Genomic DNA, 11,555 nt, shown 5'->3' on the forward strand with positions numbered 1-11,555 from the left:
CCTGGACGAGAATCCCGCCCGGCGCCCGTGCTGCCAGGTGCCGGAAGTCATGACCGGGGTCATGGTCTAAAGCAGGCCGAGGTCCCTCGCCCGCAGCGCGGCCTGGGTGCGGTCGCGGGCCCCGAGCTTGCCCAGCACGTTCGTCACGTGGTTCTTGACCGTGCCTTCGGCGAGGAACAGCGCCCCGGCGATCTCGCGGTTGCTGCGGCCGCCGGCGAGCAGCCGCAGGACATCGAGTTCGCGCTCCGACAACGGCACGACCAGCGGCTGAGGCCGCGGCGACGGGGTGTCCGGCAGCTGGGCGAACCGCGCGAGGACTTTGGCCGCCACCGACGGCTGCAGCACCGACTCCCCGCGGGCGGCGGCCAGCACCGCCTCCACCAGACGCGCCGACGAGACGTCCTTCAGCAGGTAGCCGACTGCGCCGGCGCGAAGGGCGGCGAAGACGTCTTCGTCGTCGTCGAAGGTGGTCAGCGCGATGACCCGGACGCCCGCGTGCTCCGCGCGCAGCCGCCGGGTCGCGGCGACGCCGTCGAGGACCGGCATGCGCAGGTCCATCAGGACGACGTCCGGTGCCAGCGAAGCGGCTTCGCGCAGGGCCTCGTCGCCGTTCCCGGCCTCGCCGACGACGTCGATGCCGTCGTGGGTGGCCAGCAGGGTGGCGAGGGCTTCGCGGAAGAGGGCCTGGTCGTCGACCAGCAGCACGCGGACCGGCGTCATCCGGGGATCTCCATGCTCAGGGCGCTGCCCCGGCCGGATGCCGAGGTGAAGGTGAGAGTGCCGCCGAGGTGCCCGGCGCGTTCCCGGAGCCCGATCAGGCCGAAGCCGGTCGACGCGGTGCCGTCGCTGCCCGCGCCGTCGTCGCGGACCGCCACCCGGACGGCCGACGCGGTGTAGGCGAGGTCGACGTCCGCCTGATCGGCGCCGGCGTGCTTGCGGACGTTCGTCAGGCCCTCTTGCGCGGCCCGGAAGAGCGCTTCCCGCTGCTCGTCCGGCAGGGGACGTTCGGTGCCGGACACGGTGAGCCGCACCGCGATCCCGGCCGTTTCCGCGAGGGCTTTCAGGGCCTCCGGCAGGGGCGGCACCGGACGCGGTTCGCGCAACGCCTTCACCGAGCGGCGCACTTCGGAGAGCGCGGTTTCGGCCTGGTCCTGGGCTTTCGCCAGCACTTCGTCGGCCTTGCGCGGATCCGTCGGCAGGACCGCCCGCGCGGCCTTCACCTGCATCTGGACGACGGTGAGCGAATGCCCGAGGCCATCGTGGATGTCGCGCGCGACCCGGTTGCGCTCCTGCGCCGTCGCGAGCCGCTCCGCCTGGGCGGTGTAGTCGCGCAGCTTCGCGTGCGCGTCGGCGAGTTCGGCGCGCGATCGCTGTTCCCGCAGCAGTAGTTCGGTGATGATCGCCGCGAACAGCACCGACATCAGCGTCCCGATGCCTTCGCGCAGCCCGTCGCCCAGCGACATCCCGAGGTGCACCAGCGGGATCACGGCGATGACGAGCGCGATCGCGGGCCGTGGCAGGCGCAGCAGCACGCACTGGCTGACCAGCACGACGAGGAACAGCGTCGCCCCGACCCCGGCGTCCATCGTGAAGAGCACGAAGGCGAGCGGAAGCTGGACGACGACGTAGACCACGCCCCAGCGGAGCCGGCCGCCCACCCAGGCGAAGCCGGCCGTGGCGAGCAACGCGAACACCGCGGCGAGCACCAGGGCGAGCACGGGTTCCCCGGCACCGAGGACCCCGAGCCCGAACGAGAGGAAGGCGCCGCAGGTCAGCGCCCCGAGGGCCCGGTTCATGCGGTCACTGTGGGGGCTGCGGCGCCGGCGGTCAACCACGAAAGCGTTCACACGGCCGTTCGACACCCCGGCGCTTACGCTGGGAGCGACGGCCAAGCCGATTCGGGGGTTTGACATCGATGTCAGTGCTTTGGGGCGTGTCCTTCGACGCCACTCCGCTGTCCGGGGTCGTGGTGGAGTTCCTCAAGACCGCACGTCGCTTCGCCACTCGCGGGCACCGCGTCCACCTGGACCTCGGCTACGACATCAAGGCCGACAAGGACGCGTTCTTCCGGCCCTACCGCGACGAAGCGCAGCTGCTGCCGGACTGGGTCACGCTCGACCGCGTCGAACGCGTCGAACAGATCCGCGGCTACGACCGGGGTTTCGTCGAGCACGTCCTGCGCGAAGTCATCCAGGGCGGGGACGGGACCCTGCGTCCGGAGATCGACCGGATCGCCGGCGAGCTGGCGGACCGGATCGTCGCCACCTGGGAACGCCTCGGCGTCACGATGGTGATGGTGGAGAACGGCACCCTGCCCGAGAACATCGCCTACACCGAGGCGCTGTACGCCGCGATCGACCGCTACGGCGCGCGCCACCGGCTCGGCCGGTTCGTGTTCTGGCGCGACCACGACCTGATGTGGCAGAGCGAACCGGGCATCGCCAAGTACGGCCGGTTCCCGTACCCCGGCGTCCCCGCGCCGCGGAACTCCCCGCACATCCACTACTTCGCCCTGCACGAGCAGGCGCTGGCGCGGACGCTGGAGTGGGTGCCGGGCCTGGCGAACATCGACGTCCTGCCCAACAGTTTCGCCATCGCCCCGGCGCGGATCGACGAACGCAACGCGGCTTTCCGGCGTGACCACGGCATTCCCGAGGACGTCCCGCTGCTGGCGCGGATCACCCGGATCATCCCGCAGAAGCGCATCGACCGGGACCTCCACCTGCTCGCGCTGCTGCCGGACGCGTGGCTGTTCGTCGCCGGCGACACCGGCGAGACGCCGGCCGAGCACGCCCGGCTCGTCGAGCTCGCGACGCGGCTCGGCGTGCGGGAGCGCGTGGTGTTCGGTGGCTGGCTGACCCCGTACGACACCGCCGTTCCCGGCCGGTACTCCGTGCGCGACCTGCTCGCGCACGCGACCGTCGTGTCGTTCCTGACCTCCTACGACTACGAGAGCTACGGCAACCCGGTCAGCGAGGCCATCGCGTCCGGGACGCCGTACGTGACCAGCGGGTACGAGCTGTACGACGTCGTCTACGGCAGCTTCCGGGCCCCGGTGCTCGACATCCGGGCCCGCGACCTGCCGGACGCGGCGTTCGCCCGCGAAGTCGCCGAGCTGATCACCGACGAAGGGAAACGGGCCGAAGTGGTGCGGGCGAATTCGGAACTCGGGCAGGCGCGGTTCGGTGCGCGGGTCGTCGACGACCTGGTCGACCGGCTGTACCCGCCGCCGATGGGGGCGGCGACGCGGCTGAGCGTCGTCCTGCCGGTGTACAACGAAGCCGCGAACCTGCCGGAGGTGCTGCGGACGCTGCACGACCAGCGCGACGGCGACGCGCCGCTGGACAAGGGCCGGTACGAGGTCGTGCTCGTCGACAACAACTCCACCGACGACACCGTGGCCGTCGCCCGCGCGTTCGCGGCCGCCCACCCGGACCTGGCCCTGCACGTCATCCACGAGCCGGAGCAGGGCGTTTCGTGCGCGCGGCGGGCGGGGATGGACTTCGCCGCGGCGCGCAGCCGGAACCGGCCCGACAGCGACCCGGGGGAGCGGTTCTACCTCGTGTCCGCCGACGCGGACTGCCGCGTCGACCCGCACTGGCTGAGCGAGCTGTTCGCCGCGATGGAGTCGAGCAAGGCCGCCATCGGCGTCTGCGACTACTACTACAACGCCGATCACTTCACCGGGCGGCCGCGGTTGTGGGACGCGATCCAGCGGACGCTGCGGTGCCGTGCCGTCACCTTCGCGCTCTTCGGCGGCTTCCCCGACGGCAAGGGCTTCGCCGTCGAACGCGACGCCTACGAGCGCGCCGGTGGCATCGAGATCTTCTACCAGCTGCAGGACGGGAAGTTCGTCAACCACCTCTCCGACGACTGGGACTTCGGGATCAAAGTCGCCAGCGGCGGCGACGCGATCACCTACGCCCCGCGCTCGCGCGTCGAGATCAACCCGCGGCGCGTCGACCACGCCATCGACGAGGTCATCGCCGGCCGGGCCTACGGTTCGGACGGCATCATCGTCATGCGCGACATCCGGCCGTCGGCGCCGCCCGTCCCGGTGGACCTCACCGAAGCCAAGGCGAAGCAGGCGTGGGAGTTCTCCATCAAGGACTTCACGCCGAAGAACACCATCCTGCCGGTGCTGCTGACCCCCGCGCTGCTGGAGGACGACGCCGTCATCGCGTTCTTCGGCGCCGGCCTGGCCGAGCGGCTGGCGCGGCGGATCGCCGAGATCCGGCACGAGATGCGCGTCGTCGACTTCACCCCGATCCACGCCTACAAGACGCCGTCCTACCGGCTGTACTTCGAGTTCGCCGGCGAGCTGTTCGCGTGCCTCCGGCGGCACGTCGGCGCAGACATCGGGGAGCCGCCGCCGCTGCCGCCGTGCCTGGCGGAGGTGCCGGCGGCGCGGTTCGCGGAGTTCGTCCGCTACTACTGCGAGGACCGCGAGTCGGGCGAGGCCCACAACTACTTCGGCAACGGAGGGGTGTTCTGATGACCCTGGGCTACGAAGCGGCGATCGGTTCGCTGCACACGATCGACCCCGCGTGGCCGCGACCCGCGGTGCTCGACGTCCTCGAAGCGCCCGAGAACCGGCACCTCCTGGACTTCGTGCAGGAGGACCCGTTCGGGGCGCACGTGTTCCCCGGCAACACCCCCGGCACGCCGTCGGGCTTCCTGGCCGACCTGGACGCGCAGCTGGCTTCCTCGGGGCCGATCCACCTGTGGTCCTACATCCCGACGTGCGCCTACCGCTGCCGCTTCTGCCAGTACCCGGTGGTGCTGGTGAAGGGGAAGATGGAGAAGGCGGCGGACTGGGTCGACCTCAACATCGCCGAAGCGCAGCTGTGGCTGGACGCCGTGCCCCACCTGCGTGGCGCCGAAGTCGGCGAGTTCAACGTCTTCGGCGGCACGCCCTCGCTGCTGCCGGAGCCGGAGATCCGGCGGCTGCTGGACTTCTACCGCGCCAACTTCGGGTTCACCGCCGGAACGACGATCCGGTTCGAGGGCGACCCCAGCACGTTCACCCCGGCCAAGCTGGAGCTGCTGCGGGAACTGGGCTGCACCAAGCTGTCCAGCGGGGTCCAGTCGTTCGACGACCACGTGCTGAAGCTGTGCGGCCGCGAGCACACGGCGTCGATGTGCGTCGACTTCGTCCGCAACGCCACCGCGGCGGGCTTCGAGTGGGTGAGCATCGACCTGATGTACGGCCTGCTCGACCAGAGCCTCGACAGCGTCCGCCGCGACCTCGACATCGTGCTGGAGAACGAGGTCACGGCGGTGGTGTGCACGAAGCTGCACCTGGCGTCCTACAGCGACACCCGCACCGGCGTCACCGGCGAGAAGCCCGCGGCGTGGCAGCTGCCGTCCTACCGCGACAAGCTGGTGCGCGACGGCCACCGCTGGCCCACGCTCGGCGAGCAGTACCAGATGCGCGAGCTGCTGACCGAAGGGCTGCGCGCAGCGGGCTACACCGAGCACCCGACGATGTACTTCGCGCGCGACGGCCTCGGGCCCGAGAAGTGGAAGTCCATCATGGTCGACCAGGACAAGCAGGAAGCCGAGGTGGCGATCGGGCTCGGCGGCAGTTCGAGCTGCCGCGCGTCCGAGGCGATCACCGACGTCAACTCCCGCCGCTACACCGAAACCGTGCTCTCCGGCCGGATCCCGCTGGGATCGGCGACGCGGTTCACGCCCGAGGCGCAGGAAGCCCGCGCGGTCAAGATGGCGCTGACGACGTTGCAGCCGCTGCGGGACTCCCTGCACCGCGCCCGGTTCCCGGGCCGCTCGCTGTTCGCGGAGCCGTGGCTGGGCAAGTTCCGTTCGCTGGCTGAGCGTGGCCTCGTCCGGCTGGGGCCGGACGTCGTCGAGCTGACCCCGGCGGGGGAGGTGCTCGTCGAGGCGATCATCACCACCGAAATCTGAAGATCACTGCATCGGGTGACACAAGCCTCGCGGGGACCGGGCACGGCGGGCAGCATGGATCACGGACCTGTTCCTACCGTGATCGGAGCCCGGATGAACCGAACCGTGGCGGGACAGCGGCTGTCGGGCGCGCTCGCGCTCGTGGTGCTCGCGGCGGTGGTGACCGCGCCGGCGGCCCGAGCCGACTACTCCCTGGCGGACGCGAACTACGCGGGCACGCAGATCGTCCGCCACGAAGGCGTCCAGGGGAGTCCGCGCGCCGACGTCGTGCCCGAGCAGACACTCGGGCACGACGTCAGCGGGCACCAGGGGCCGATCGACTGGCCGGCCACGGCCGCGGCGGGGGCGAAGTTCAGCTACGTCAAGGCGACCGAGGGCACCGGGTTCGTCAACCCGCAGTTCGGCCAGCAGTACGACGGCGCGCACGCGGCCGGCATCATCCGCGGCGCGTACCACTTCGCCCGCCCGGACGTCTCGGGCGGCGCCGAGCAGGCGGAGTACTTCATCGCCAACGGCGGCGGCTGGCAGGGCGACGGCACCACCCTGCCCGGCGCCCTGGACATCGAGTACAACCCCTACGGCGACGTCTGCTACGGCAAGAACGCGGCCGACATGACGACGTGGATCGCGGACTTCACGCGCACGTACCTGGCGAAAGTCAAGCGCAGCGCGCTGATCTACACGAGCACGGCGTGGTGGAAGCAGTGCACCGGCAATACCGGCCGGTTCGGCGACACGAATCCGCTGTGGCTGGCGCGGTACGCCCCGGCGATCGGCGAGCTGCCCGCGGGCTGGGACAAGCAGAGCATCTGGCAGTTCGCCCGGACCGGCGGGCTGCCGGGCGACCAGAACTACTACAACGGCCCGCTCGGCCGGGTCCAGGCATTGGCCAAGGGCTAGCAACTCCCGCGCAGGTCGGGCCACGGCGGCCGGCGCACCATGGCGATCCCGGCGAGGGTGGCGGCGGCCAGCCCGATGCCGACCCCCAGCAGCGCGACGCGCGTGGCGTCGACCGCCGGTGACCACTGGGCGTGGCCGTCACGGACCGCGAACACCCCGACCGGCCGGTGGACCGGGATCACCGTGGTGCCGTCCGGGGCGTCGTACGGATCGCCGAAGAGGCGTGGTTCGGTCATGTCCGCCATCGAACTGGAATCCGCCGCCGCTGACAAGATCGGACAAACCCCTGTCGCTTCCGTGACCGGCTGCTTACGATCGGCTGCGAGATCTTCGTCGTTCGTCCTTTGTGGACCCGGGAGGCGCCGTGCGCAGGATCGCCCTTCTCACCGCCGTGGCCGCGGCCGTCTTCGCCTTCGCGCCGGGGGCCGCCGGGGCGGGGCACGCCTGGTTCACGTCGTGGGCGCAGTCGCAGGACGGCCGGGCCGACGCGGCCGTCAGCGGCCAGTCGTTGCGCATGATCACCCACCTCAGCCAGGGCGGCGACGCGGTCCGCGTCCGGTTCCAGAACACCTTCGGCACCGGGCCGCTGACCATCGGCCACGCCACGGCCGGGCCGAGCGCGGGCGGCGCCGCCGTGACGTTCTCGCGTGACCTGACCTTCGCGGGCCGTCCCGCGGTCACGATCCCGGCGGGCGGCGAGGTCTGGAGCGACGAGACCAGGCTCGCGACGCGGCCGGACTCCGACCTCGCGGTGAGCATGTCGGTGGAGGGCACCGCGGTGCCCGGCCGCCATGGCGCGGCGCTGCGGGACAACTACCTCACGCCGCCGGGCTCGGGCGACCACACCGGCGATGCCCGAGGTGACGCGTTCACGGCCACGGTGGACTCGACGTACGTCGTCAGCGCCGTGGACGTGCACAACGCGGCCTTGCGGGGCGTCGTCGTCCCGTTCGGCAGCTCGGTCGTCGACGGCATCGGCAGCACCAACTGCGGTCCGGGCTGCACCGAGCCGGGCACGAACCGGCGCTGGACCGACGACCTGGCGCGGCGGCTGGTCGCGTCGTCGGTCCCGCTCGCGGTGGCCAACGCCGGCGTCTCGGGCACGACGAGCGCCCCGTCGTGCCCGGGGATGCCGCCGTCGGTCGCCGGCCTGGACGCGTCGAGCCGGCTGGACCGCGACGTCCTGGCGCTGCACGGCGTCACCGCGGTCATCTACTACTACGGCACCAACGACCTGGCGTACGGCTGCGACGCGGCGACGATCCTGGACAGCTACCGCGCGGTGTTCGCGCGCCTGCAGGCGGCGGGGATCTCGGTGTACGTCACGCCGAGCACGCCCCGCCCGGGGTACGGCGACGAGGCGAACCTGGCCCGGCACGAGATCGCGCTGTTCGTCAAGCGCTGGAACACCTGCGGCGGCACGTGTTCGGGTGTGGTGGACTTCGACACGGTGCTGGCGGACCCGCTGAAGCCGAACAGCATCCTCCCGGCGTACGACAACGGCGACGGCATCCACGCGAACGCCGCCGGCCAGCAGGCCCTCGCGGACTTCGTCTCGCTCCCGATGCTCGCCCGATCCGGGCCGGTTCTCCACACGATGGGGTGACCGGGCGAGTCGGAACGGCGGGACTGTGCCCGCGGGTCCGCAGAGTACGTCGCGTGATGAACGAGTCGATGGACGACGCCGGGTGCTGCCTGCTGTCGGTGGCCTGGAACGTCGCCCCGCTGGCCGAAGGAGCGCCCGGCTCCCGGCGAGCCGACCTCCGGCGGACGGTGGCGTCGGTGTGCCGCAAGGCCGGCCACGGCGCACGCGACTGGGCCGCGCGCCACGGGACGGGCACCGAGATCGAGTACCGGCCGTTCCTGCAGCTGGCCGACGTCGCTTACGAGATCGCGACGCTGTTGTTGCTGGTGGAGGACTTCCTGGTGCCGGACCTGGAGCGCGAGCACCGCCGCTGGGCGGAGATCGAGGAGCTGACGACCCGCCTGACCGAGCTGGCCGAGTGGACGTCGGCGTTTCTCTCCTCGGACGCGCACCTACGTCTGTGATCCGGGCGTCCTTGCCCGGGCGGGCGGGATCGCCCCGCTGGCCACCCCCGCCGTGGGTTGGGGCCCGTCCGCGGCCGGCTGGTGCTGGCGAGGTGGTCAGGGTGGGGCAGACGGCCGGCCCGTCCAGCGTCGCACCGCGCTGGAGATCTACGACTCGCACAAGAACTGGGGCGGGCTGAACCTCGCGGAGGAGGAGGCGGCCTACCGAACCGCCACGCGGCGGCCGGGTGGCTGCGTGACCGCTACGGGCGTGTTTTGACGCCCACCCCGGCGTAGAGGCCGTCTTCCTCGGGATCGACAACGGCGGCCAGCCGGTCCGGCCGCCAGTTCGCGGAGGTGGTGAGCCCGGGTTCGACGAGCTCGAAGCCGCCGAAGAGGGCGAGCACTTCGTCTTTCGTCCGCGGGTAGATGTGATCCTGGGTCGAGCGCATGGTCTCGGCCACCCGCGGGTCGCGCAGGACGGCGAAGTCGTTGGTGAGGTGGGTGAGCGCGAGGTAGCTGCCCGGCGCGAGGGCGTCCCGGTAGGCGGCGAAGACACCGCGCACTTCGGGGAGGTAGTGCCCGAGGGTGATGGCGAGCAGCCCGACGGGCCGGCCGAGATCGAGCAGCTTCCTGACCGGTTCGGACTTCAGAACGGCTTCGACGTTCGTGGCATCGGCTTCGAGGGCCTCGGCATACGGGTTGTCCTTGAGCAGCATGACGCTGTGCGCGACGGCAACGGGTTCGTAGTCGACGTAGACGACTTTGGCTTCCGGATCGACCTCTTGCGCGACTTCGTGGACGTTGCCGACGGTCGGGATACCGGAGCCGAGATCGAGGAACTGCCGTACACCCTGCTCGAGCATGAACCGCACGACGCGCCGGAGGAAGGCCCGGTTCCGCCGGGCAACACCGGCCACGTGAGGCTGGATGGCCTCGAGTTTCCGGGCGACGTCCCGATCGGGAGCGAGGTTGTGGGCCCCGCCGAGCAGGTAGTCGTAGATCCGGGCGGCACTGGGCCGCGAGAGATCGGCGCCGGGCGGAATCCAGTCGGCATCGTCTTGATCGGTCACGGGCGTCCCCTCCCTCTCACCGGCTGAAGACTTTACCGGTTCCTGGCTCTTACCTTCGAGGCCATGGGGTAGGGCTGGGTCGTCGTGTACGCCGCTTTCGTGTTCCAGGCCGCGGTCCTGAGCGTCGCGAGGGACGGGGCTCGGACGAAGCCGCCGACGGGGTGGATGTTGGTCAGGACTTGGCTTGTGCTGTTGGCGGTGCCGAAGCGTCCCCGGAAACGACGAAAGCCACGCTCACCTGCGTGAACGTGGCTTGTCCGTCGGGCTGACAGGATTTGAACCTGCGACCCCTTGACCCCCAGTCAAGTGCGCTACCAAACTGCGCCACAGCCCGGACCCGCACTGCCTGAGTGCGTGAAAGTACTTTAGCGTGCCCGCCGAACCCCTCTGCAACCAGGGTCCCCAGTCTCCCTGACCTGCGGAAACGCGCCAGGGAGACTCAGGCCCAAGATCACGCCGGGTTCGCTGCGTGCGTCAGGGTCTGCCATGCCACGAACAGGTTGTTCGAGCCCGCCGGGCGCTGGCGCTCTGTCAACGTCTGCGTGTTGGCCATCGCGGTGCCCATGCGCGTGTTCAGGGCGTTGAAGCCCACCTCCGTCACCGGACCGAGGCCCAGGTTCAGGTGCCCTCCGCACAGCCATGACGGCGCCGGCGTGCCCAGCTGGTACTTCGACTGGAAGCCCAGCGCCTGCCGCAGCCGCGTCCCGACGTCCGTCGAGTACACGTCCTCGTCCTGGATGTGGAGCGTCTCCGCCACGTCCGCTATTGCGGCTATGCCGTAGCCCGTGTGGGTGAAGTCGCGGCAGGTTTCCTGGGTCAGGCCGTCCACGAATGTCGATTGGCCCTGCCAGTAGTTCACGATCTGCGTGCGGGAGGAGAGGCCGCTGCCGGGGACCGTCTTCGGCAATGCTCCGTCGGAAGTCAGGTAGACGTAGGCCGCGACGCGGTTGCGGTATCTGGTCACCGCCTTGTCGTAGCTTGCCTTGTCCTCCAGGAACACCGAGGTTCCCACCGCGGCCTCCATCATGGACAGTTCCCAGTTTCCGTTGCTGTTGCTGCCGTTGATCACTTCGGTCAAATAGACATTGCGCAGCATCGTCGCGAAACGGCCGGAGTTCGGCCAGCTCGAGTACGTGTACTTGATGAGCTCCGCCGCGCGGGGCCACGACGAGCCCGCCCAGCCCGTTTGCAGTGGTGCGTTGCTGTTCGTGTGGCTCGTGATCACCGCCGACCACGCGTCCATCAGCGCGATCGCCTTCTGCGCGTAACGGGCGTCGCCCGAGATGTACCAGATCAGTGCGTCCGTGTACGCCGCGATTGCGTCTTCGCGCTCGTCCGTGCAGCCGTTGTTCGGGTTCGAATACGGACCGCACTCCACCACCGCGCGCGGTTTCGGTGTGCGGGAAAGGGATGCGTACGAGCTCGACCGGGCCTGGTCGTACGCCGCCTTCCAGGGCTGGGCTCCCGCGTTCACCTTGGCCTTGACGAAGTCCAGCTGCGGGCGGCTCACCAGCACCCCCGGGTGGGTGAACGCTGCCGGGGCCGGGGTGGCGGTCAAACCCAGGAGCAGGGGAACCAACGCGAAGACCGTGCGGATACGGGACATGGCTCTCCTCGAGACGACGGTGC

Annotated in this window: 10 protein-coding genes and 1 tRNA gene; 5 read left to right on the forward strand and 6 right to left on the reverse strand. The window is 70.6% G+C overall.

Annotated features, from left to right (window positions below):
• Positions 1 to 66 precede the first annotated feature (66 nt).
• Both AB0M93_RS04585 and AB0M93_RS04590 read right to left on the reverse strand, forming a co-directional pair.
• A complete protein-coding gene (locus tag AB0M93_RS04585) occupies positions 67 to 720 on the reverse strand; it encodes a response regulator transcription factor (protein WP_364268350.1) in 654 nt (217 codons plus the stop codon).
• Positions 717 to 1,796, reverse strand: coding sequence for a sensor histidine kinase (locus AB0M93_RS04590; protein ID WP_364268352.1), 1,080 nt, complete (start codon positions 1,794 to 1,796; stop codon positions 717 to 719). Before AB0M93_RS04590 ends, AB0M93_RS04585 begins: the two co-directional genes overlap by 4 nt.
• Positions 1,797 to 1,915: 119 nt before the next feature.
• Between AB0M93_RS04590 and AB0M93_RS04595 the strand changes: the two genes are divergently transcribed.
• The 3 genes from AB0M93_RS04595 to AB0M93_RS04605 all read left to right on the forward strand — a co-directional run bounded on the left by AB0M93_RS04595 (position 1,916) and on the right by AB0M93_RS04605 (position 6,825).
• Positions 1,916 to 4,495: a glycosyltransferase gene (locus AB0M93_RS04595; protein ID WP_364268354.1), complete on the forward strand. Its 2,580-nt coding sequence runs from the start codon at positions 1,916 to 1,918 to the stop codon at positions 4,493 to 4,495.
• Complete coding sequence (locus tag AB0M93_RS04600; protein ID WP_364268356.1) at positions 4,495 to 5,925, forward strand: radical SAM protein; 1,431 nt, start codon at positions 4,495 to 4,497, stop codon at positions 5,923 to 5,925. The genes AB0M93_RS04595 and AB0M93_RS04600 overlap by 1 nt, the downstream gene beginning before the upstream one ends.
• Before the next feature lie 93 nt (positions 5,926 to 6,018).
• Complete coding sequence (locus AB0M93_RS04605; RefSeq protein WP_364268358.1) at positions 6,019 to 6,825, forward strand: lysozyme; 807 nt, start codon at positions 6,019 to 6,021, stop codon at positions 6,823 to 6,825.
• Here the strand turns inward: AB0M93_RS04605 and AB0M93_RS04610 are convergent.
• Complete coding sequence (locus AB0M93_RS04610; protein ID WP_364268360.1) at positions 6,822 to 7,061, reverse strand: hypothetical protein; 240 nt, start codon at positions 7,059 to 7,061, stop codon at positions 6,822 to 6,824. The two genes, AB0M93_RS04605 and AB0M93_RS04610, sit on opposite strands and share 4 nt — an antisense overlap.
• Positions 7,062 to 7,189: 128 nt before the next feature.
• Between AB0M93_RS04610 and AB0M93_RS04615 the strand changes: the two genes are divergently transcribed.
• Positions 7,190 to 8,431 carry a GDSL-type esterase/lipase family protein gene (locus tag AB0M93_RS04615; protein WP_364268362.1) on the forward strand — a complete coding sequence of 414 codons (1,242 nt, stop codon included), beginning with the start codon at positions 7,190 to 7,192 and terminating at the stop codon, positions 8,429 to 8,431.
• 56 nt (positions 8,432 to 8,487) lie between these two features.
• A complete protein-coding gene (locus AB0M93_RS04620; RefSeq protein ID WP_364268917.1) occupies positions 8,488 to 8,874 on the forward strand; it encodes a hypothetical protein in 387 nt (128 codons plus the stop codon).
• A 242-nt stretch (positions 8,875 to 9,116) separates the two neighbouring features.
• On the opposite strand, the gene AB0M93_RS04625 is transcribed toward AB0M93_RS04620, so the two are convergent.
• The 3 genes from AB0M93_RS04625 to AB0M93_RS04635 form a co-directional block, all read right to left on the reverse strand.
• On the reverse strand, positions 9,117 to 9,926 hold the full coding sequence (locus tag AB0M93_RS04625) for an SAM-dependent methyltransferase (protein ID WP_364268364.1): 810 nt from the start codon (positions 9,924 to 9,926) through the stop codon (positions 9,117 to 9,119).
• Positions 9,927 to 10,186: 260 nt separating this feature from the next.
• Positions 10,187 to 10,260, reverse strand: a tRNA-Pro gene (locus AB0M93_RS04630).
• Between the two features lie 117 nt (positions 10,261 to 10,377).
• Positions 10,378 to 11,532 (reverse strand): alginate lyase family protein, encoded by a 1,155-nt coding sequence (locus AB0M93_RS04635; protein ID WP_364268366.1) that lies wholly within the window; start codon positions 11,530 to 11,532, stop codon positions 10,378 to 10,380.
• Positions 11,533 to 11,555 lie beyond the last annotated feature (23 nt).

This window comes from Amycolatopsis sp. NPDC051102, assembly GCF_040682815.1.
Classification (GTDB): domain Bacteria; phylum Actinomycetota; class Actinomycetes; order Mycobacteriales; family Pseudonocardiaceae; genus Amycolatopsis.

Coding starts and splice junctions, on each gene's coding strand:
- AB0M93_RS04610 (WP_364268360.1), bottom strand. CDS start 7,061: ATGACCGAACCACGCCTCTTCGGCGATCCGTACGACGCCCCGGACGGC.
- AB0M93_RS04635 (WP_364268366.1), bottom strand. CDS start 11,532: ATGTCCCGTATCCGCACGGTCTTCGCGTTGGTTCCCCTGCTCCTGGGT.
- AB0M93_RS04605 (WP_364268358.1), top strand. CDS start 6,019: ATGAACCGAACCGTGGCGGGACAGCGGCTGTCGGGCGCGCTCGCGCTC.
- AB0M93_RS04585 (WP_364268350.1), bottom strand. CDS start 720: ATGACGCCGGTCCGCGTGCTGCTGGTCGACGACCAGGCCCTCTTCCGC.
- AB0M93_RS04620 (WP_364268917.1), top strand. CDS start 8,488: ATGAACGAGTCGATGGACGACGCCGGGTGCTGCCTGCTGTCGGTGGCC.
- AB0M93_RS04590 (WP_364268352.1), bottom strand. CDS start 1,796: ATGAACCGGGCCCTCGGGGCGCTGACCTGCGGCGCCTTCCTCTCGTTC.
- AB0M93_RS04595 (WP_364268354.1), top strand. CDS start 1,916: ATGTCAGTGCTTTGGGGCGTGTCCTTCGACGCCACTCCGCTGTCCGGG.
- AB0M93_RS04600 (WP_364268356.1), top strand. CDS start 4,495: ATGACCCTGGGCTACGAAGCGGCGATCGGTTCGCTGCACACGATCGAC.